The following is a 22,275-nucleotide window of genomic DNA, read 5'->3' as shown; positions in this document are numbered from 1 at the left end:
GAAATACGTTAGTATCGCGGTATGAATCAAGATATAATTGAAACTGCAGTCTCAAGGACAGTCTCGTTACTGAAGAGCGATGCAGAAAGTCTGAAAAATTCCGTGCTCAAGCGATTTCTTGCGTATGTTCAGGTTTATACCAGCTCGGATAAGGATAGTCCTTCTATTCCTTCAACACAGAGGCAGTTTGATCTTGCTGATATTATTGCCGGTGAATTGAGAGAGCTGGGGATATTGAACGTAGAGTTGAAGGATAACTGCTACGTCCTGGCGCGTGTCTCGGCCAGTCCAGGCTATGAACATCGTCCGGTCATCTGCTACATGGCACATATGGATACCTCTCCAGATGCCCCTGGTGAAAATGTAAAACCCCGGCTCTGGGAAAATTATCAGGGTGGGAACATTCTAATTTCACCGGAGGTTGAACTGACCGTGGAAGAGAATCCTCTTCTCGGAAACTACATCGGAGGAACTATCATTACCAGCTCAGGGGATACCCTGCTTGGTGCAGACGACAAGGCAGGTGCAGCAGAAATCGTTGCAGGCATTGAATTCCTTCTGCAGCATCCGGAGATCCCTCGCCCGCCAATCGAGCTGCTTTTTACCCCGGATGAGGAAATCGGCCGCGGTCTGGACGGTTTTTCGAGGGACTGGCTACAGTGTGAGGCCGCCTACACATTCGATGGAGGTGAGGAAGGAGAACTCGAAGCAGAATGCTACAACGGTTATATGGTGGAAATTCTCTGTCAGGGATCGGTGATTCATCCGGGATATGCCCGCGGGCGCCTGGTTAATGCAGTTTCCATGGCGGCCTCCTTCATAAGTATGCTGCCGAGGAATGAGAGTCCTGAAGCAACAGATGAGCGCTATGGCTATTATCTGCCTGCTGAAGTCACAGGTGATATGGATTCGGCCAGGATCGAAGTAAACCTCCGGGACTTTGAAATCAATGAAATCGAAAGAAGGATCGATGCCTTGAAGGCTTTCGCTGCAGCGGTTGAGGCCCAGTATCCGGGGGGCAGGGTAGAAGTGCGGGTCAACAGACAATATCTGAACATGAGAGATACCATTGTTAAACATCCCGATGTCATGGAATTTGCCCGAAAGGCAATCGAAGATTCAGGGGCAGATCTTCTCGAGCGGAGTATCCGCGGTGGGACAGACGGAGCCCGCCTCTGTGAACTCGGCGTTCCCTGCCCGAACATTTTCGCAGGAGGAATCAATTTTCACAGCGTGCGGGAATGGATCCCTCTTGCAGCCCTTGAGCGGGCAGCAGCTGTGGCGGTTACTCTGGCCTGCCGCTGGGCATTAGGTTCAGCCCCGGTAGATGCGCGGGACCCTGGCTGATACAGCGCAGGTGATTTCATATGATATTGTACCGCAGATATCGGCAATGTCATCGGCAGTCCAGGGTTGTTCACTGTGGTCTCCAGCTTCAGGAGGGCCGAAAACTACGGCCCGGTCGTAGAGCTGTACGTTGCTGTCTGATCCAAGATCAACCATGAGCTGGTCCATGCAGACCCTGCCGGCAATGGGGTATGTTCTGCCGCTTATCCAGATTCTTCCGCGATTGGACAGAGCCCGTGGCACACCGTCGCCGTATCCAACCGGGATGGTTGCAATCTGTGTGTCTTTCTCTGTTGTATAGGTCATCCCGTAGCTGATCGAGCTCCCTGCGGGCACCGTCTTGATATATGCTACTGCAGATTCCAGGCACATGGCCGGTCTCAGGTCGAGCTGCTGCGGGACATCACTTGAGGGGAAGTAGCCGTATATCATTATGCCGGGTCTCAGAAGTTCGGAGTCCCTGTTTTCACGGGGAATTTCCCGGGTAATAACTGCGCCTGAGTTTGCAGTGCTCAGTACATCAATCCTGATGCCCTGAGCCCGGAGCTTCCGGACGGTATCCTGAAATATTCTGTCCTGCTCATGCATATAGCCAAGATCTGCAGCGTCAGCTGCGGCATAGTGGCTGACGACCCCAGCCAGGTCGAGGTATTCTGCTGCCTCGATTCGTCTGCAGAGTGCTAAGGCTTCTCCGGGGCTGCAGCCGATCCGCCCCATGCCGGTATCTATTTTGAGATAAACCCTGATTTTTTCTCCACTGGATGCTGCTGCCTCAGCCAGGAGATTTATCCGCTCTGTGTCGAAAACGAAGGGACTCAGTCTGTGCCTGGCAATCCGTGGGCATTCTTCAGGAAAGAAGGGGCTGAAAAGGTTGATCTCTCCCTTGATTCCTGCTTCCCGAAGCTCAGCACCTTCTGCAGGGCTGGATACTCCAAGCTGATCAGCACCTGCTTCCTGCAGGCTGCGGGCAACTGCTGCAGCACCGTGCCCGTAGCCGTTTGCTTTTACAGCCGGACAGATTCTGACGCCGTCAGGAAGCGACTGCTTTATCTGGAGAAAGTTGTGCCTGATTGCAGACAGGCTGATCACTGCTTGTGTGGGTCGCATAGCTGGGATTGTACTCTGAAATAAATAAGTATGGAAAGTACTTATATTAAGTGATATAATACATGTAGGTGACGTGCAGGATTGTAATGAAATATTCGACGGGTGTTCACAATGTAATACGCCGACTCAGGCTGTTTTTGCCGCTTGTGCTGCTTTTCCTTATTGGATGCAGCGAGGGTGGTGTGTTCATGCCGAATGTTCAGCCCAGCAAGGATCTGGAAATTGTAACATCCGAGCCCGGTGTGACTTATATGCCCGGCAGCAGCCTTCGGGTAATCATCTCGAATGATCAGCCTAACCGTTCTTTATCGGAAGAGGGTTTTCTGCTTGATGTGCGCCTGTTCGATGCATCCCAGGAGGAGCTTTCCAGTATCCAGTTCGCTGGTGATGATCTTGATGAGCTTCCGGACATTGGCCTTCCGTCAGACACTCTCCCGGGATACTACGAGATGCGTTACCGTCTGTATCAGAATGACAGGCTGGTTATCAGTCATGTGCAGCCGTTTTTCGTAGGCTATGCAGATTTCAGCCTGAATGGTATTTCGGTTTATCCATCCATTCTTGAACCTGATTCCCAGGGAATTATGAGGGTGGATATTCAGTTTGATACAGCAGTTGAAGATCAGGAGGGTAACAGGCCGGAGGATCTTTATCTGGTATGGAGACTTGACTCCTCAACTGTTCACCAGGGCTTATTGAGTGAAGGTGCGGATGAGATCAGGATCCGCAGTCCTGAGCGTGAGGGTAACTATTCCGTGCAGGTCGATGTGTATCCTGCTGCTCCAGAAGAGGGCGGTCAATTCAGTTTTCGCTCGGTCAATCGGCTCGATCCCGCACCGCGGGTCACGGTTCTGAAAGATCCCAAGCCCAGATCATATGAACTACAGCCGACCAGTTCATACTATTCATTGTTGAGACTTAACGGGAATCTGCGCGATATCGGCCAGAGGATGCAGTCAGGAAATGAGCAGTTCAGGCCGGAATCAGGTGTTGAGCCTCAGCTGGTAATTTATAATGATAGATTGGGCCACGATTTCGACGGCAGCGATCAGCTGTATACCGATGATTATGTACTTCCTCCGGGATATGTTGATCCATTTACTGTTACCTTTCGAGGGCGTTTTGATATCCCCGATGGTCCTGAAGCTGAAGAAACCTGGCTGCGTGCTTCACACGGTTCATGGTCGGCAGCTCTTACTGGAGACTACGAACTACTTCGGGCTGAAATCGGCTGGCACAATCCAATCGAGTTTACTGCACCAAGGCAGATAATTCCGGATGATACCCAGGTTCAATGGAGCTTTTCGTATCTTGTAGAAGGCAGTGTAGCATTCGGCATGTGGACAGTTAACGGCATGCTGCTTCATGTGGATTCAGTTGACCTGCCGTCGGGTTTTATTTCAGATAGCGTGCAGTCAGAAACTGGTGTGCTTCAACGGCCAGTGAGTAGAATCGGCGGTGGTGTAATAGGGATTCTGGAAGAATTCGGAGTGTTCTACCGCGAAGATGAACTTCCCAGTATAGATACAGGGAGTTTCCGTCGTGCTATGGAACTTTTATTTCCTCATACCCTGATTTTTGCTGATAGTTTCACAGGATCTACCGAAAGACTTGAAGATTATGATTTTTCTGAGGGTGTAACATCTGGTGGAGGATTTCTTCATATTCCTGCAGGAGCATCCGTCCGTCTGCCATCGGTGTTTTTCAGGAATGCCGACATTATACTTGAGCTGCTTTTTGCCGAAAATCCTGAAGATGAAAGCTCGTATCTGCTGCTCCAGGCTGCTGATGCCATGAATACCGTGCATGCCTATGAAATCCCACTGAAGCAGAAAATGCAGTTGCATGTCAGCCGGGAGGGAAGGGTTTTTACTCTTGAGCAGACTGCAGATTCGCAGGATATCGAGACAGCAGGAGTGGCGATGGATGCCGCTGCTGTGGCAGGTATGGAGTATGTTCCTGATTCTCTGTCGGTGTCGGCTGAAGTTGTTAATAACTCCGGAACGGATGCGGTGCTCCGTATGCAGCATGTGTTGGCCCGTCACAGCAGTTCTTCCGGAATAGATGACTTTTTCTGAAGGAATGAATAGATAACCTCCCATTTATGCGTTAAAGTTATGCTTGATCCGTTCTCGGATATGTAAATAGTCAAGGAGGGGATATGCCCGGATCTAATGCGCTTCGCATCCCTGGTTTAGTCTGTCTGCTGATGCTGCTGGTATATACCACAGGAGCGCAGGAATTTTCTGAAAGAAACGAGCTGGCTGTATTCAGTCTGAGTTATGATTCGGTGCCAGTCAGAATCGAGATTCCCCGTGAATTGCAGAACAAGCTGGAACTGGAAATCATTGTCGACAACCCCAGGACAGGAACCGACAGGGGCCGCAGTGTGGCTGGAGTCACAGTACGGATACAGCAGCAGGATCTCCGTGTCCCCACACCTGAGGAGGTGCGCTCGGAATTCGAGCGGGCCTTCACCAATATTGATCAGCGGATCCGTCAGGTGTTTGTCAACATAGGCCGCTTTGACGTGGTTGGTGAAAGCTATTCAATCGACGGAGAGGACGTTGACAGCTTTGTCCGTCAGATACGGCAGTTCAGGGCAGAGAGCATTGAGCTTTCAGAAGAGGTTCTTCTGGGACGACAGGCCTTTACAGAGTCTGATTTTAATAGACTTGCCGACGGTTATTATCTTGTAATTCCTTCTGTCAGCTATTACCGGGCCGAACTCACTGAAGATGCTACCTACAGGGTGGAGATCGAGGTTAGTTTTGCCTTTATCTCAATGGAAACCCAGCGTACCTTCGAGCGTTTCACGATTTCATCATCGGGGACGGGAGAGAATCTGTCAGCAGCTATTTCCAGTGCAATCAGCAGTATTCCTTCGAATCTGGATTTCAGAATCAGAACAGTCCCGGAATTCCAGATTCGCACTGGTATTACGGACATAATCGGCCGGCAGGTATTAATCGAATTCGGACGCAATATGGGTCTGAATGTCGGAGATGAGTTCATGATAGTTCACTATCGGGATTTCGGAGTATATACGGTTGAAGAAGAGACGGGTCTGATTTACATAACCGATGTCCGCGATAACTTCAGTTTCGGCATACCTATCTATTCCAATCCCCGGCCGATGATCGGGGACCAGCTTCATGAGGTGCCTCGCAGCGGAATAGAGGCTGAATTCTATGGCGGTGTTCAGTCCATGAACCTTATGACAGATCCTGAGCGAATTGATCTGCTGCCGATTATCGGAATCAAGGCGACAGTTTCACGAGGGTTCTATCCGGTACGGCCGATAGTTAAAGTTGAACTTCCTTTTATCTTTGCGAGGGATGATTTCAGGTCACCCGAAACTGGTGATCCCTTTTTCGGTGTAACTGCAGCCATTGGCGCAGAGTATCTGATGATTCTCGGACGGCTGCGGTTTTCTCCTTTTGCAATGCTTGGCATTACGACCGGTCGGTTCGGGCTTGATTTTGAAGATGAAGAAACCGTCGACCTGGCCGGGATCGGAATTAATGCCGGAGCGAGAATCGGGTGGCATCTCAGCCGTAATTCGGTGTTGTATATTGAACCAGGCTTTTCGGCATATATTGGAATTGATCCTTTGCCGTCTGTCATCGGTCCGGCGCTTACAATGGGAATCAATATTAAATGATAAGAATTCAAAATTTGGTAGAAATAAGGAAGGTGTATATGCTTCGAAAATTACTGGCTCTGTCAGTGTTCACGTTGATTTTGCTGTTGTCCTGCGCCAGCAGGCCGGCAGGAGACGCGGCAGCTGCTCCGGATAATATATTTTATGGAAGAGGTGAGGCTGAAAGCTTTGCTCAAGGCATCAATGCTGCCAAGATGGATGCGGTACGGCAGGCGGTTATTGCTCTTGTCGGTGAGGCAGCTGAGCGTGAGAACGCAGAAGCTCTGCAGAGAGAATTGTATTCCACCCGCAATCCGAACAGTTTTGTGCAGAACGACAGAATGGAAATCCTGCAGCGGGAAAATGTCGGTACTATTAACAATCCACATTTTATAGTGGAGATCGAGATACCCGTGCAGATGAATGTTGTACAGCGTACGCTGGATAGTATGGGGATTACGCGTAGTACAGCATCCGGCGATCAGGACAGCACGCGGACAGCACCGTCCGTACCCACCCTCACTCAGGAAGAAGCCTACGACGGTGCAGATGCTGAGCAGGCGCGATTTCTGCAGAGATATATAGAAAATATGACCTATATGGTTTTCTATCCGGAAAATTCGAATACCCAGGAGATGTTTTTACGCCAGGCAGTGGTACAGGCCAACAGCTATCTGGCCGAGCAGGGCTATACCTTGATTGATGCTTCCCAGGTTGACAGACTGCGTCGTGACCGGGAAATGGTGTTCGAGGCTGAGGCTCAGCGTGAAGTCAGTCTTATTCAATGGATTGCTCAGCAGCTGAATGCCGATGTCTACCTCGAGGTGGAAGCCGATGTGAGTGGCAGTACCCAGGATGACAGTCATTACGGTAGCGCCAATATTACTATACGGATCTATGAAACCAGTACCGCTCAGCTGCTTGGATCTGTTCCTTTCAGCAGTCAGAGGACTTTCAGCCGAAGCAGTCAGCAGGATGCAATATCCAACGCCGTTCAGTCGGCAGTATATGGTGCTATGCCGACCGCTGTTCGTCAGTCCCAGGCGCTGCTTGCCCAGTCCTATGCGCGGGGTGTGCGCTATGAAATGGTATTGCTTAACACACGCGATGCAAGGGTTATGAGTCAGGTTCGGAGCCGACTGCGTGATGAAGTGAGCATGATTGATACTATCAGTCAGACAGCGGATGAGACTCGCTATGCAGTCTACATGTACGGGAGTCTTGATGAGCTTGAAGACCTCATGTATGACCTCTCATTCAGGGTGCCTGGAATGGAAAATCTGTATCTGGTTATGAGGCGCGGCAAGAGTATAACATTCGATATGGGAATGTAGGTTTACCGGCAATTTTTTGCCGTGGATTTTTGGAAAGTAAGAGAAAAAGGGATAAGATTGTACAGATCCCGAAATTTCAGGAGGAAATATGAAAAAGGTGATTATTATTGCAGGTATTGCGGCTCTGCTGTTTTCCTGTGCGAGCACATCGGAACCAGCATCACGGACTGTGCCGGCAGACCAGACCACTGCCTCGTTTGAGGTTCTTCAGCATCGGGGTACAGTTCTCGGAACGAATACTCCGGAATGGGTTATTCAGTCTATTGAACTCACTGCCAGTCAGCTCGAAGCCCTGCCTCAGTATGAAGGTAAGTATGTCTTCGTTGCCGAACAGAGCGGTGGAAATCTGAATGCAGTGCAGACATGGGCGCAGAGCGTGAATGTAGCCGGTGAGTTTGCTCGCCGAGTAAGTACCCGTGTCGAGCAGCAGACCAGTGCGGCCCTTGCGGGGGACCTTGATGATGCAGCTACCTACATCGAGCAGGTAACCAACACCCTAAGCGCTGCAACCTTTGCCGGTATGAGTCAGGAAGGTGAATGGTGGGTTCAGCTGCAGTGGCTGCCGGAAGGCAATCAGGAATTCCGTTATTTCATTCTTATGACCATCGACAAGGAGACCCTTGATCGGCAGATCGCCGATTCTATCGACGGTATTCGCGGTGAAGACGAGCTGAATGATAATGAAGCAAGGGTTCGTGATCTGGTCAAGGGCGGACTTTAGTCTTTACGGAAATGGGCGAATGGCCGCATCACGAGGTGCGGCCATTTCGTTACTCTCGTCTGGCAGTATTAATCAATGTGTAGCAAGGATGTATTCATGCGGGTAAGAAATCTGGTTCATGTTTTTTCTGGTATAGCAATGCTGTTTACTATCTCTCTTTTTATCGGCAGCTGTGCTACAGCAGAAAGAAGAGCTGAACGCGATGTGCCCGATTGGGTGCTGCAGCGTCCTGTCGGCGACAACGATTATGAATATTTTGTAGGCACCGGTTTCGATGAACAGGGTAGTCAGATACGAGCTGAAGATGTGGCAGTCAATAATCTCATATCTGCAATTATCCGTTTTATCGGGGTTGAGGTTACGTCGGAAACCAGTGCTACGGCCCGGGCCACTCTGGATACCTATGAAGCCGATCTGGTGCAGCAGGTGCAGCAGAGAGGTGAAGCGGTAGTTTCCGGCTTCCAGATTGTGGACAGTTATGTTGCAAGATCCGGTGATCAGGTCGAGGTTTTCATGCTGGGGCGCTATGAGCGGCGTCAGCTTCTCGAAGAGCAGCAGAGATTCCGTGAAATGTTCCAGGAACGCCTTGATGCTGTAGATGTACCTGAAAGACGGGGCCAGGAGGCATATGCTGCGGGCCGCTATGGCGCTGCCATACCTTTTTTCCTCGAAGCTGGAGCAGCAGCAGCTGTAAGCAGCATCCAGAATGCAGATATCCGGTTTGACCGGAATATGGTGCAGGCACGGCAGATTATTGAGAATCTGGTGTTCCGTCCGCTGCACGAGAGCGTGCAGGGAGTCGCCTATCAGTCGCTTGATACTGCGATGGGTGTAGAAGTTTTCTATCAGCGGGATGGTGAGTTGCTTCCCGTTGCAGATCTCCCCATACAGGTCAGCTATCGTGAAATGCTTGATGGTCGTCGACTTGCTGTTAGAACCACGCAGATTCGTACTGATAACAGCGGCCTGGCAACTTTCCGGCATCCAGCGCCGACTTTTGTCGGGGAGGAAAGGGTAGGATTCAGCCTGGATCTCAGTGGGAATATGGAGCCTCTCATGCGTCTGCAGGGCCGATACCGTTCCCTGGTGCGTTCGACGGAGGATGCTCTTATCAGGGCGCGGACACACACCTTGCTGCAGGTTGAAAGCAGTGCCCGTCATGTTCCAACCGCAGTGCTGGTTCTTGATACCGATATGGCAAGTAACCCGCTCAGGGAGCAGCATACCAGCAGCGGTATACTGTCGGCATTGAGTGCCGCAAATTTTAATGTCAGTTCTATAGATATCGATCCGAGAATGCTCCAGAGCAGGACAAATCAGGAAATAGCAGCTATGGTAGCTGATCTGGATGTGGTTGAGCGCCTGATAATAGGTACGGCTTCAATATCTGAATTTACTGAGGATGACGGTTTTATTGTGGCTGTTCGGGGCGGATTTCAGGTGTATGATGTGCATAATGGTCGGATCCTGTTTACTTCAAGCCCGTCCAGTCGAACCCGGGGAAGCAGTTCATCCGGTGCAATATCTTCGGCCTTCAGAAATCTCGGTACCGGTCTGGGGCAGGAGCTTGTCAGAACCCTGCCTTGAGAGTCAGAGCTCTGTACTGAGAAAAGGTCGCGGGTCATCGGAAACAAGTCCGGCGGCTCCGACCTTGAGAAGGCGTTCTCCATCAATCCTGTTATTTACTGTCCATGGAAGCACCCATCTGTGTGATGTTCTGGCTCTCAGGCCTGCCTGCTGATACTCAGGCTTCAGTCCGTCACAGTTGCCTATAAGTCTACCGAGGCCCCTTCTCAGATACCATGGTACTTCCGGGTCGCGTGAGTAAATGATTGCGGTTGGTACTTCCGGCATTATAGATTTGAATCTCTGCATCTCAAGTGGATTGAAGGACGAAACAATCAGGGGTGCTTTGGGTCGTATGTCCTTGAGAAGGCTGGAAAGTGCCTGGGCAATTCCCTTGTCTGTGCTTACTCCATTCTTGATTTCTATGTCGAAGTACAGGTCATCCCCGTAGCAGTCCAGAACATCTGCAAGCAGGGGAATACGCTCTCCCGAGAATCCTGGATCCTTGCTGCTGCCGACGTCTATATTCCGGAGTTCATTCCAGCAGCATTTTTCGACTTCGAGCTTCAATCCAGCAACGCGTTCCAGATCATTATCGTGAATTACGACCAGTTTACCGTCATCGCAGATATGTATATCCAGTTCAATGCCGGGGATTCCTTCTGATCGGCATGCCTCGAAAGCAGCCATTGTGTTCTCCGGAAAATCGCAGCGGAGGCCGCGATGGGCGAACAGCAGAGGGTATAGACCGGTATCAAAGCCATGAGGAAGTTTCACTCGAGTTCCTCGCCTTCTGCATCGGTAATAATCTGCTGTCTGAGACGTTCGAGATCATCGTTGATCTTGCTCTGTTGCTCGAGTTCCCGCATTCCTGCTTCCATCTCGGTGTCTTCGCTGAGTTCGGTATACAGCTGTTCCAGAAGATTCGTGCCCTGAAGTCGGCCGGAATCACTGGATATACGCAGCTGTTTACGGCAACGTGATATTTCGTTTTCCAGTTCGATTTTATCGGCTTCGAGAACAGCACTCCGCTTGCTCAGGCTGCTGATTTTTTCGACAGCAATGTCCAGTAGGTCCTGTCGATTGCTGCTTTCGGCCAGTTCCTGACGATGCCTCCACAATTCCAGGTCGTCTGAAATACTTTTCAGTTCTCTGTCAGTCTTCTGTAGTGAAGTGAGATATTGAAGGGTAATTTCCCTCAGGCTTTTTGAATCGAGTGATGATATATCCATTGGCTCCATATATACATGGTAGCTCTTAGTGGTAGTCACGGTCAATTGTTTCACGCTACCATTATTGCATGAGTACAGGCCTTTCTTTATCCGAGGATCCGATAGCGGCTATAGCCAGCCCTTTTGGTGAGGGTGCAATCGGTGTTATCCGCTGCAGCGGTGATGGTTGCATAGAGTTGATTGCTGCAGTTTTTTCCCGGCCGGATGCCATTCGCAATGCAGCCGGGCACAGCATGCAGCATGGTTATATACAGGATCCGGAGCAAGGTAAGCAGATAGATGAAGTTCTGGCAGCTGTTTTCCGCGGGAAAAAGAGTTATACCGGGCAGGACAGCGTTGAATTGTACTGTCATGGAAATCCGGCGGGACTGCAGGCTGTCATGGGGCTGCTACTACAGAAGGGCTTTCGTTCTGCAGAGCCAGGAGAGTTTACCCTTCGTGCATTTCTGAACGGTAAGCTGGATCTGACCAGGGCCGAGGCGGTGCATGAAATCGTTACTGCAAAAACCAGAACTGCTCATTCTCTTGCTTTGAACCGGCTTTCGGGTAAAGTTTTTGACCGTATTGATGCTGTCAAACACAAGTTGGTACGTGCAATGGCTGCTGTTTCAATTCAGCTTGATTATCCAGAGGATGAAATCGGTGAAATCCCGCTGCCTCGCGAGGATCTCGATTTTGCCAGACATGAGCTTGAACTGCTTGCGGATACCTACCGCAGCGGACGCCTTTACCAGGAAGGTGTCCGTATAGCCCTGGCCGGAAGGACAAATGCCGGGAAATCCAGTTTGTTCAACCTTCTGCTGCGAGAGGACCGCTCCATTGTATCGGATCAGCACGGAACTACCAGGGATTACATTGAGACCCTCCTGAATATCGAGGGCATACCGATTCGACTCTTCGATACTGCAGGTCTCAGGAAGACCGATGAAATAGTGGAATCTGAGGGTATACGCCGTTCCGAGGAGATAATCAGAGCATCTGCAATTGTTCTGTATGTAATTGATGCTGCCGTTGGTCTCTCCGGTGATGATCTTGAGCGTCTGGATACTATCCAGAAGATGAATGTCCCCGTACTACAGATCTGGAATAAAATAGATACACTTACTACAGAACAGCTGCATGCTCTGCGTGAGACGGCTGCCGGTGGGGCTGGAAATGAAGCTTCACAGGACGCGGTATTCCTGAGTGCATTCACCGGAGAGGGCCTTGATGAGCTGCATCGTCTGGTTCTGGCGTCGGTTGGCGGCGGAGCGGGAATATCGGACGGGGCCGTTGTAATTGATTCCCAGCGGCAGCACGATTTACTGCAGAGGGCATTGCAGGCGCTTGATCAGGTCGAGCAGGATATCGTTCAGCAGGATCCAATGGATGTGCTGGCGCTGGATCTGCAGGAAGTTCTGAATGCACTTGGTGAAATTACCGGGGAAGTGAGTTCTGCAGACGTCCTTGATGCCATGTTCAGCGGCTTCTGCGTCGGCAAATAGGCAAAACAGGCCCCGCTGTGATACAAGAGTAGTATGGACTACGATGCAATAGTAATCGGTGGAGGACATGCGGGGATAGAAGCTTCGCTGGCTCTGTCCCGTCTGGGATTTTCCACCTTAATGATAACACAGAATCTCGATACGATCGGCAAACTCTCCTGCAATCCTGCGATTGGAGGACTCGCCAAGGGAAATATGGTTCGCGAAATTGATGCTCTTGGCGGAGAGATGGGCCGGATAATCGATGCCACCATGATTCAGTTCAGAGTTCTGAACCGCAGCAAGGGGCCAGCTGTTCAGGCACCCCGCGCCCAGGCTGACAAGGTAGCGTATCAGAATCTGGCGAAGAAAACTCTCGAGCGACAGGATGGACTGGAACTGTTTCAGGATACAGTTGTTGATTTCCTTCTCGATGAGAAGGAAGGAGAGCTGCCTGTCGTGACCGGTGTCATTACTGAACGGGGCCGGCGTTTTTCCTGCCGGACTATTGTTTTGACTACCGGTACCTTCCTGAACGGGCGGATCTTTGTCGGAGAGTACTCTCAGGAAGCCGGGCGGATTTCAGAGCCGGCTGCCAAGGGGCTGGATAAACCGCTGAAAGCACTTGGTTTCAGAATGGGGCGTCTGAAAACCGGAACCCCGGCCAGGGTGGCGAGGAGTTCGCTGGATTTCAGTAAACTTGAAGAGCAGTTCGGCGATTCTGATATGCTGGCATTCTCTTTTTCTGCTGGAAATGTCGACCGGCCGATGCTCTCCTGCTATATCACCTATACCAACGAGAATACCCACCAGGTAATACGGGACAATATTTCCCGCTCTCCCCTGTATTCAGGCCTGATTGTTGGTTCCGGTCCCAGATACTGTCCTTCAATCGAGGATAAGGTCCAGAAGTTTCCGGATCGGGATCGTCACCAGATTTTTATTGAGCCTGAAGGTGTGGATACCGATGAGATGTACCTGAACGGAATATCCTCATCCATGCCCGAGGATGTGCAGGAAGCTTTCATTCATTCCATTCCCGGACTTGAGAATGCAAAGATAATGCGGCCCGGCTATGCCGTTGAATATGATTATATTGATCCAAACCAGTTGTATCCAAGTCTGGAGACAAAACTGGTGCAGGGGCTCTATGTGGCAGGTCAGACAAATGGAACTTCAGGTTATGAAGAGGCAGCAGCCCAGGGGCTTATGGCAGGAATCAATGCTGCCAGGAAGATGCAGGGTCAGGATGCTGTCATTCTTTCCCGGGCAGATGCCTATATCGGAGTGCTGATTGATGATCTGGTGACCAAAGGTACCGAGGAGCCGTACCGAATGTTTACTTCACGGGCAGAACACCGGATTAACCTTCGTTATGATTCGAGTGATATGCGGCTCTACGAACTCGGTTACGAGATTGGCCTCCATTCGGAAGAAAGATATCAACGTTTTATTGAGAAGCGTAATCACATTGAGTCGACCAAGCAGTATCTTCAGCAGCGCAAGGTAAAGGCAGCGGATGCCGAGAAAACTGTGAACGGTGATGCTGAAATCCTTCAGCGGAGTCTGGGTAAGAGTTTCTATAAACTGCTAAAGGATCCCCTGGTGAGCATGGAGCTGCTGTTGAAGCTTGACAGCAAGCTCCAGGAAGAGCCGGTAACATGGCTGCACCAGGTTGAGCTGGATGTAAAGTATGAAGGCTATGTCGCGCGGCAGGAGCTGCAGATAGAGCGTTTCCGGAAGATTGAACAGATAAAAATACCTCCTGCGTACGATTTTTCTGATCTTGAAGGCCTCTCGAATGAAGCCCGGGAAAAGCTCAAACATGTGCAGCCTCTCTCGGTTGGGCAAGCCTCAAGAATCAGTGGAATCCGCAATTCTGATGTGGCAGTATTGATGCTTGCTTTCAGTGACAGGAGAAAGTCTTGAAGTCTGAGGAGAGAGACTTGTTGATCGAGGGGGCCGCCGAGCTTGGAATTGAGCTGAGCGAGGGCGAGATTAAGGCCCTTTCCGTGTATGCAGATGAAATCGCGCTCTGGAATCCGAAGCTTGGTCTGGTTAATGCTGAAGGAGAAGAACTGATCCGGAAACATTTTCTTGATTCTATGGCGGCTGTTCCCTTTCTCAGGGATTTTCTGGCGCGTGAACGGGTCCTGACGGCCGCTGACCTGGGTTCAGGTAATGGTTTTCCCGGAGTTGTATTGCAGATTCTCCTGCCGGATGTCAGGTTTACTCTGGTTGAGCGCTCGGGGAAGCGATGCGGCTTTCTGAGAAATGTCAGCGCATTGCTTCCTGGTATTGAACTTGAGGTGCTGCAGGCAGAACTCAGTCAGGTTGATGCTAGTTTCGATTTACTGGTCAGCAGAGCCTTCAGACCGCTACAGCCGGAGATAACAGCCGGGATGCAGAGGATAACTGCAGCTGGCGGCTCCTGGGTTTTATACAAGGGAGACAGTAGGAAAGCCGCTGCCGAACTGGAAGCCGCGGGCCTGCAGGGAGGAATCCTTCCTCTCAAGGTGCCTGGAGTTGCCGAACAGCGCTGTCTTGCGCTCGCAGGAAGGGCATCAGTATCTACCAGCGGCAATCAGTAACTGGACCGGAGATGCCGCTGAAATAGCTTTTATGGTGATAGCGGCTATCGCCCGAGGCTGCGGAGCCGCTTCAGCAGTTCCTTTTTTGCAATAAGATCAATCAGTCTTGCCTCGACAAATGCCTGAGCGCCTTCGGTGAACTCACCTGCTGCAAAACAGAGGCCTCGACCGGCTTTCAGCTCCTTGATCCGGCCATGAAAATCCCTGAGCATCAGTTCACCAACCTGTCCGGAGGAACGTATGTACCTGAATAGAATAACATCTACCCATTTGCTGGTTTCAATCTCTGCCAGAATATCCGTGTACTCGCTGCGCTGAACACTGATGTCGGTAATTTTTGTCTGACTCTGTGGAAAGTAGCTGGAGGTCAGTTTCCGGCAGAGAGTTACAAATTCCGAGGGTGGCGCAATCAGGTATGTCTGCAGATTCTTGTTCTGCTGAAGCTCGGATGCCGATGAAATCTGGGATTGAACATCCTTGTATTTGGGATTCATGTTGTAGATTTCACGCAGGAGAGGCAGTGCCCTGTCCAGCTCCTGGTTTCTGGAATATGCAGAGGCAAGCCGGTACTTCAACTCAAGCAAAACATCCGTAGGGATATCCGGATGTCTGAGTCCGATTTCGAAATCCAGCTGAGCCTGTTCGTATTTTCTCAGTTTAACATTAATAGTGCCTGAATATAGCGAAGCCTGAGGCCCCCATTTCGGGTCGGGACGAAGATGTGAAAAAATGCGCAGGGCCTTATCGTTCTGACCGGAATCGAAATAGCACTGGGCCAGGGCAAACAGGGAGGCTTTGTCTTCAGGCTGGGCATCGATAACACTCTTGAGGCGACCGATAGCATCCTTCAGTTTTTTTGCTTTTGCCATGGACAGGCCCAGATAGCGCCTGGTATCAATGTGATCTGGTTGTGTTATTTCGGCTGCCCGGAGAAACTGCATGGCCTTGTCATAGTTTTTTCTCTGGTATTCCAGGAAGCCCAGATTGTAGTTGACGTTAAAATCATCACCGTTGAGGGTTCGGGCAACAACCATGCTTTTATAGGCGTCTTCATAGCGTTTCAGTTTGAGGGCAGACAGTCCATGCCTGAGCGTAACATGAAACTCGTCGATGTGAGGATAGCTCGGGCAGAGGTCCATGAGTACTTCGAATGTCCGGTATGCTTTCTCCCAGCTGCCTTCTTCAAAATAGGCATCTGCCACCACCAGCAGTGCGTCTCCGTCCTTTGGATTCGAGCTGAGTTTCTTGCGGGCCTCCTTGAGCATGCTGGCTGAGTCCCGGGATCGTTTGTTCTTTTTTTTGCCGCCCTGGCTGTTCTCACTGCGCTTCAAGGATACTGCAGCCAGAAGCAGAATCAGTATGACAGCAAGCAGTGTGAAAAATGCAATTGTAATACCCACATCTACATTATCTTTCGCAGTATAGATAGATGTCAATTGTTGTCTGCAGAAAAAGAGTGTATACTGGTGATAGAAACCTCATTTCGGGAGGGCTTGTGGCTCATATTGGCATAAAAACTGCGGATGGAAAGTTCTATCCTATAACTACTGACGAAGGAACCTCGAAAAAACTGCTTCGCCTGATACCCGCCCGGGAGCATCAGACAAGTGTGCAGATAGATTTATATCGTGGAAATCCTGATACTGCGATTGCAGATTCCGAATACATCGGCAGCCTGCTGCTTGAGCGAATAGAACCCGAGCAGGACGGGTCACGACGTATCGAACTGGTTCTCCAGTACGACGAAAATCATGACCTGTCGGCCACGGCAACAGATCTCGGAAGTGGCAGCTATCAGAGCTTTTCGGTAAGCCTGGATGCGCTCTCCGGAAACACAGAATTTGACATGCCGGATTTCCCGGTAGATGACGAACAGACTGATTCAGTTTTTGTTGACAGCTTTCCTGAATACGATACCGGAGAGGAGACTGATTTCGAGCGTGAACTCGAGTCCGGCCTTGAGGACAGCGACATGTTTGCATCTTCTATGCCTGAGCCTCCGTCCTTTGAATCTGAAAGCCATGACTCAGCGAATGTAGTATCTTCCGATGAGGATGATTCTTTCCCCGATGAATATGAATCTGAGGATGAACCCCCGGTTGTACGGAAATTACCGGTCTGGTTTATAGCATTGATTGCCTTGATTGTACTGGCTGCAGCCGGACTGATTGCTTTTGGCATTTTTCTGCTTGTCCGAGGCTCGGCAGCTGCTGCGCTGGAAGGTGCCATGCCAGTCTTGCTTGCCTGGATAACTGCGATAGGGTAGTCTGTACCGCGAATGAAGTACTTGAATCTCCCTCAGTCTGTGTGTCGATTTATATCCTTATCGGCTTGTCTTTTGTCAATCAGTTGTTTTATCCTGTTAAGCTGCTCATCATCCCAGCCGGAAGGTTACGGCCTGTTTATACCCGGGGATTATTTCGCTGATGCAGATTTTTCGGATGAGTTATCCCTCTATGAAGGTGTTCTTGAGTATTCGCCCGGTGCAGCTTTTACTGCTGGACGCTATCTGGAAATACATATGCAGGATACACAGAGTGCAAAGGGATTCTTTCTTCTGTCACTTGCACATGATCCGCCTCCCTTTAATTCTGAGTCTGCGTTGCGACTGCTGGAAATTGCAGACTCGCTTGATGATGCCGAAACCGCCTACCGCATTGCCGAGAAAATCGAAGAAAGTGATATCTCAGGTCCTGAAGTAGACCGGGCACTGGCCTCCTTCTATTACAGTGGTGATTACGATAACTATCTGCTTCCGGTTCTGGAACGGATCGATGAGCTGTATGGAATGCGCCGGAGAGATCCGGAAGTTCTCATGTGGGAAATAGTGTATGACCTGAGAAATAGTGAGCGGGAATTTCCGCATGAGGCAATACAGAGTTTGAATACCTGGTTTCGTGCCCACGATGTGCACTGGCGTCTGGAGCGGTATATTCAATTCAGACCTGAACTTGCAGAGCAGATGCAACCGGGGAATTTACGGCTGCTGCAGTTGAAGGCTGCTGTCTCACAGCAGCAGTTCCGTGGGAATATCCGGGAGTTTTTCGGTATTGCCGAAGAACAGATGACTGAAGCGCTGCTTTGGGACATATACACTGCTGCACTGCAGGGAAACGATCGGCATGGAGCAGCGGCGCTGTTCCAGGATTTTGCCCGGAGCAGCAAAAGTGAGGCTTTTGAAATAACAGCCCTGGAGCTCTCCGGCAGAATACTGGCCCTGAGCGGCTTGCACCGGGCTGCACAGGAAGCGTTTCTGCTGGGCTTGTCTGCAATAGATTCATCGGATTCGCATGCGCTTTCCAGCCTGCAGGGACAGAGAATTGCCTGGAACTGGTGGAGGTCCGGCATAAGGATCGGAGCAGATACGGCGCTGGTACAGTCAGAGCAGCTTTCTGACTGGATACATAATCTTCATTATTTTAATGATATAATGCATGATTTTATCTCGCAGCTCATACGTGAACAGAGATGGAATGCATTACAGGATCTTTATATTTCTCTGGATGGGAGTCTCAGTACTCCTGTCGAGGCACGGCTGGTATGGGTGCTTGCAGAATTGCAGCGTCTCGGATTGCTGGACAGCAGCGTTCTGAATAGGCGGAAGCTACTGCAGACGGCAGCGGAGCAGAATGAGGATCCGTATTACCGCCTTGTGGCAGAGATAGCTCTTCAGCAGAGGCCTGAACTGCCGCTGCTTGCCATAACTCCACAGATACCTGACAGGGGTCAGGATTATGATGAGTCGGTATATCTGCAGTGGACCGAGCAGATGTACCGTGCTGGATTGCTGGATGACGGTTACCGGCTTAAACACCGCTATGCAGTGCTTTTTTCTTTCGAGCGCTTAAGTGACTATGTAGAACTCCATTTTCAGGCCGGACGTTATATAGACGGCATGCGGCTGGTAGACCGCTGGCTTCGGGTGAATCAATCCGAACTGCCTCCTGAACTTGGTGAGGATTTTATGCTCCTCCGTTACCCCATGGCTTTTGAAGAGGAGATGCTGGAGGTTATCGAGCGTCATGAATTGCAGCCTGCGCTTTTCTATGGTCTGGTAAGAGAGGAAAGTTTTTTTGATGCTGGAATACGATCTCATGTCGGCGCAACCGGGCTGGCGCAGTTAATGCCGGCTACTGCACAGGATATGATACAGCTGTTGCGTCTTCAGAATCCTGATCTAACCGATCCTCGCACAAACCTCAGCATAGGATCATTTTACTTCAGAAGACTGCTGAATCGTTTTGAACAGTATGTTCAGGCATTGGTTGCATATAATGCGGGGCAGGGACGGGTAAATACCTGGAGGCTTGAACCATGGGCGAGAAGCTCGATTCTGTTTCATGAGGGGCTTCCCTTCGAAGAAACCCGACACTATATCCGTAAAATTACTGTGACGGCTGTTCATTACCAGCAGTTGTACTTCAGCGGTACTGCAGAGGAAGTGTTTTTTCAGATTTTCCCTGATTTTGATCCTTATACCGATGGATAATTCAGCCGATACAGCAAAAAGGAGGGGTCTGTGAGCGATCTTCGTCAGACTGATCAAAGCGGCTGTCTGCAGGCTCTTGTCCTGACAGCGGCTGGCTTTTTGACTATTTCTTTTATTCTTTCTCTGCTGCCGTACCAGCAGTATGGTTTTCTCTCTATTCTTGCTGCACAACCGGGGCGTTTCCTGTACCGCAGTTTCAGTTTTGCCGGGCTGATAGTCCCTGCTGCGCTTTATGTTTCCGCAATGGCTCTCAGGGCACCGCGGTTTCGTTTTGACTGGCTCGGTGCTGCAGTGCTTTCTGTTCTGCCTATGGCATCGCTGGGTGCCGGCCTGCGGCTGGCACTATCGGTTGAAATCGAGAATTCAGTTATTACTGCCTGGGCTGAGGCCCGCTTTGGCAGCACAATTGCGGCCTGGTTCTTTCTTTCTCTGGCCGGCGTTCTTGCAGTTTGTGTTCACCAGGTGTCGCGCCTGGTGCGAAACAGGTTTATTGATCTGTCAGAAAATCCAGGTTCACTTTCTGGAGGGGCTGACTGGAAAGACCGGCAGCGTGTGTATGAAGACTATACAGATCCCGAACAGGACTATGCCCGTGATGATGCTCATGACTACGGTGAAGAGATTCATCGGGACAGTGAGACTGGTGAAGATGAGACCCAGGAAGAAGATGCACTTGAATCAGACAGGGCAGGCTTTTCAGGCAACAGCGCTTCACTTCTCACTCCGGGTTTCAATCGTCTCGTAATGTCTGCTCCGCTGCGTACTGCGGTTCTTGATGAACAGAGAAAAGCTCCGGAGGAGTTGTCCGTCATTCAAACTGAGCCCGAACTTGAGCCTGAGATCGAGCCCGAGATCGAGATCGAGATCGAGCCCGAGGCAGAACTCGATATGGAAATTGAGAGCGAGAGTGAAATCGAAAATCAGGATGATCTGACAGAAGAGCCGCCGGTAATCCACGTTACCTTTCCCAGGCCTGCATCTATGGTGTCCGATTTTGTTAATGCCCGGCCATTGCCTTCTGTGACTGAATCAGCTGATGCAGCTGAAGAGGATGAAGATGAGGTTGACGGTGCAGACGTGGTGCAGACAGAAGCCGATTTTGAACTGACCGAGCATATTGAAATCGATCTGGGTGAAGTCCCGGAGGCCTCATTTGATGATGATGTTGAAGAGGATCTTGAAGAGGATACTGAAGAGGACGTTGAGGATGAGAGCGCTGAGTTTGAAGAGCGGGAGCGCGAAGCGCGTATTCTGGAAGAGGCTCCACCGCCTAAAAAGATAACCAGGGGCAAATACGCTGTTCCGATTGATGGTCTGCTTGACCATTACGAAAATACGGCTGTTGGTGTAGTCGGTCCTGAAACCCGAGCGGCGGCACAGGCCTTGAAGGAAACCCTCAAGGAATTCAATATTGATGCTGAAGTGACTGGTATTCGCAAGGGGCCGGTTATTACGATGTTCGAGATTCTTCCTGCCCCGGGTGTCAAGCTGGCGAAGATTACCTCACTTGCGGATAATATTGCCTTGCGCCTGGCTGCCCAGTCGGTGCGTATTGTTGCCCCCATTCCGGGCAAGCATGCAGTAGGTATCGAAATTCCGAATCACCGCAGAAGCCTGGTAGGCTTTGGTGAGCTGCTGCATCAGGATGCCTTTGCAAAAAGTGATGCGGCAATACCTCTGGCCCTCGGGAAGGATATTCCTGGTGATGCCCAGATAGTTGACCTGGCCCGTACTCCACACCTACTCATAGCAGGCGCAACGGGTTCTGGAAAATCAGTCTGTGTGAACAGTATTATCTGTTCAATTCTGTATCGCCGGGCACCTGAAGAGGTTCGTCTGATTCTGATTGACCCGAAGATTGTAGAGCTCAAATTCTATAATGATATTCCGCACCTGCTGACTCCGGTAATAACAGATCCCAAGCGGGCCTTCCAGGCCTTGCAGTATGCAATATATGAAATGGAGCGGCGCTACAGTCTTCTTGATGCCATGGGTGTCAGGGATCTTTCCAGCTATAATCGGAAAATCAAGGAACGGAAGCTTGCAACTGCGAATCTGCCGTATATTGTAATTATTGTAGATGAGTTTGCGGATCTTATGGCAACCAGCGGTAAGGAGCTCGAGTCCACTGTGGCGCGTCTCTGTGCAATGAGCCGGGCGGTCGGGATCCACCTTGTTCTGGCAACGCAGCGACCATCTACCGATGTAATCACCGGATTGATCAAGGCCAACATTCCCTCACGGATTGCCTTCATGGTAGCCAGTAAGGTCGACAGCCGGATAATTATTGATACTGGTGGGGCAGAAAAACTGCTGGGCCGTGGGGATATGCTCTTTACCAGTGCCTGGGATCCCTTTCCATTCCGCATGCAGGGTGCCTTTTTGACCGAAGATGAGGTCGAGCGGGTAGTTGCGCATGTGAAGACCCTTGGTGAGCCGGACTATATTGACGATGAAATATTTATTGATGATGAAGAAGCCGATTACATACAGCCGGAACTAGAAGACCCGCTCATGGAAAAGGCTGTTGACATTGTGGTTTCTGCCAACAAAGCCTCTGCATCCTATTTGCAGCGTCGGCTGAAAATAGGCTACAATCGGGCTGCTCGCCTGGTCGAAGAAATGGAGCGGATGGGTATAGTAGGTCCGCAGAATGGCAGCAAGGCCAGGGATGTTATCGGCTCAGCAGCCGACATGTAGTGACTCAAATGCAAAAAGTCGGTCGATGACCGACTTTTTGGTGCCCTGTTTCATAAATTCTTACAAAAATGTAATTGCTTTC

At 50.5% G+C, this 22,275-nt stretch carries 16 protein-coding genes; 12 read left to right on the top strand and 4 right to left on the bottom strand.

Going from position 1 to position 22,275, the window contains the following annotated elements; genetic code table 11:
• Positions 1-21: 21 nt before the first annotated feature.
• Positions 22-1,347, top strand: coding sequence for a peptidase T (pepT, locus tag ACYQ2L_RS04575; protein WP_460051608.1), 1,326 nt, complete (start codon positions 22-24; stop codon positions 1,345-1,347).
• Here the strand turns inward: pepT and alr are convergent.
• The gene (alr, locus tag ACYQ2L_RS04570) at positions 1,315-2,454 is read right to left on the bottom strand and encodes an alanine racemase (protein ID WP_460051606.1); all 1,140 of its coding nucleotides are present in this window, start codon (positions 2,452-2,454) and stop codon (positions 1,315-1,317) included. The two genes, pepT and alr, sit on opposite strands and share 33 nt — an antisense overlap.
• Positions 2,455-2,540: 86 nt before the next feature.
• On the opposite strand from alr, the gene ACYQ2L_RS04565 reads away from it, so the two are divergent.
• The 5 genes from ACYQ2L_RS04565 to ACYQ2L_RS04545 all read left to right on the top strand — a co-directional run bounded on the left by ACYQ2L_RS04565 (position 2,541) and on the right by ACYQ2L_RS04545 (position 9,739).
• A complete protein-coding gene (locus ACYQ2L_RS04565) occupies positions 2,541-4,532 on the top strand; it encodes a hypothetical protein (RefSeq protein ID WP_460051603.1) in 1,992 nt (663 codons plus the stop codon).
• A gap of 83 nt (positions 4,533-4,615) precedes the next feature.
• A complete protein-coding gene (locus tag ACYQ2L_RS04560) occupies positions 4,616-6,118 on the top strand; it encodes a hypothetical protein (RefSeq protein ID WP_460051601.1) in 1,503 nt (500 codons plus the stop codon).
• A 38-nt stretch (positions 6,119-6,156) separates the two neighbouring features.
• Positions 6,157-7,431 (top strand): DUF6175 family protein, encoded by a 1,275-nt coding sequence (locus tag ACYQ2L_RS04555; protein ID WP_460051599.1) that lies wholly within the window; start codon positions 6,157-6,159, stop codon positions 7,429-7,431.
• 88 nt (positions 7,432-7,519) lie between these two features.
• Positions 7,520-8,152, top strand: coding sequence for a hypothetical protein (locus ACYQ2L_RS04550; RefSeq protein WP_460051596.1), 633 nt, complete (start codon positions 7,520-7,522; stop codon positions 8,150-8,152).
• Positions 8,153-8,248: 96 nt separating this feature from the next.
• The gene (locus ACYQ2L_RS04545) at positions 8,249-9,739 is read left to right on the top strand and encodes a hypothetical protein (RefSeq protein ID WP_460051594.1); all 1,491 of its coding nucleotides are present in this window, start codon (positions 8,249-8,251) and stop codon (positions 9,737-9,739) included.
• Between the two features lie 3 nt (positions 9,740-9,742).
• Here the strand turns inward: ACYQ2L_RS04545 and ACYQ2L_RS04540 are convergent, their stop codons facing one another.
• Positions 9,743-10,495: a glycerophosphodiester phosphodiesterase gene (locus ACYQ2L_RS04540; protein WP_460051589.1), complete on the bottom strand. Its 753-nt coding sequence runs from the start codon at positions 10,493-10,495 to the stop codon at positions 9,743-9,745.
• A complete protein-coding gene (locus ACYQ2L_RS04535) occupies positions 10,492-11,004 on the bottom strand; it encodes a hypothetical protein (RefSeq protein WP_460051585.1) in 513 nt (170 codons plus the stop codon). The genes ACYQ2L_RS04540 and ACYQ2L_RS04535 overlap by 4 nt, the downstream gene beginning before the upstream one ends.
• Before the next feature lie 14 nt (positions 11,005-11,018).
• Between ACYQ2L_RS04535 and mnmE the strand changes: the two genes are divergently transcribed.
• Genes mnmE through rsmG form a run of 3 tightly spaced genes read left to right on the top strand, consistent with a single transcriptional unit; the run spans position 11,019 to position 15,004 of the window.
• A complete protein-coding gene (gene mnmE, locus ACYQ2L_RS04530; protein WP_460051580.1) occupies positions 11,019-12,434 on the top strand; it encodes a tRNA uridine-5-carboxymethylaminomethyl(34) synthesis GTPase MnmE in 1,416 nt (471 codons plus the stop codon).
• A gap of 33 nt (positions 12,435-12,467) precedes the next feature.
• Complete coding sequence (gene mnmG, locus ACYQ2L_RS04525) at positions 12,468-14,342, top strand: tRNA uridine-5-carboxymethylaminomethyl(34) synthesis enzyme MnmG (protein ID WP_460051575.1); 1,875 nt, start codon at positions 12,468-12,470, stop codon at positions 14,340-14,342.
• Positions 14,339-15,004: a 16S rRNA (guanine(527)-N(7))-methyltransferase RsmG gene (gene rsmG / locus ACYQ2L_RS04520; protein ID WP_460051573.1), complete on the top strand. Its 666-nt coding sequence runs from the start codon at positions 14,339-14,341 to the stop codon at positions 15,002-15,004. Before mnmG ends, rsmG begins: the two co-directional genes overlap by 4 nt.
• A gap of 44 nt (positions 15,005-15,048) precedes the next feature.
• On the opposite strand, the gene ACYQ2L_RS04515 is transcribed toward rsmG, so the two are convergent.
• Positions 15,049-16,404 (bottom strand): tetratricopeptide repeat protein, encoded by a 1,356-nt coding sequence (locus ACYQ2L_RS04515; protein WP_460051570.1) that lies wholly within the window; start codon positions 16,402-16,404, stop codon positions 15,049-15,051.
• Between the two features lie 95 nt (positions 16,405-16,499).
• On the opposite strand from ACYQ2L_RS04515, the gene ACYQ2L_RS04510 reads away from it, so the two are divergent.
• From ACYQ2L_RS04510 to ACYQ2L_RS04500, 3 genes are all read left to right on the top strand, one after another.
• Positions 16,500-17,270 carry an Hsp70 family protein gene (locus tag ACYQ2L_RS04510; protein WP_460051566.1) on the top strand — a complete coding sequence of 257 codons (771 nt, stop codon included), beginning with the start codon at positions 16,500-16,502 and terminating at the stop codon, positions 17,268-17,270.
• 72 nt (positions 17,271-17,342) lie between these two features.
• Positions 17,343-19,493 carry a flagellar assembly lytic transglycosylase gene (locus tag ACYQ2L_RS04505; protein ID WP_460051562.1) on the top strand — a complete coding sequence of 717 codons (2,151 nt, stop codon included), beginning with the start codon at positions 17,343-17,345 and terminating at the stop codon, positions 19,491-19,493.
• A gap of 30 nt (positions 19,494-19,523) precedes the next feature.
• Positions 19,524-22,193 (top strand): DNA translocase FtsK, encoded by a 2,670-nt coding sequence (locus ACYQ2L_RS04500; protein ID WP_460051560.1) that lies wholly within the window; start codon positions 19,524-19,526, stop codon positions 22,191-22,193.
• Positions 22,194-22,275: the final 82 nt, after the last annotated feature.

It is taken from the genome of Spirochaeta dissipatitropha (genome assembly GCF_054657935.1).
Note: the sequence above shows the minus strand (reverse complement) of the source record. Positions and strands in the feature narration are given on the sequence as shown.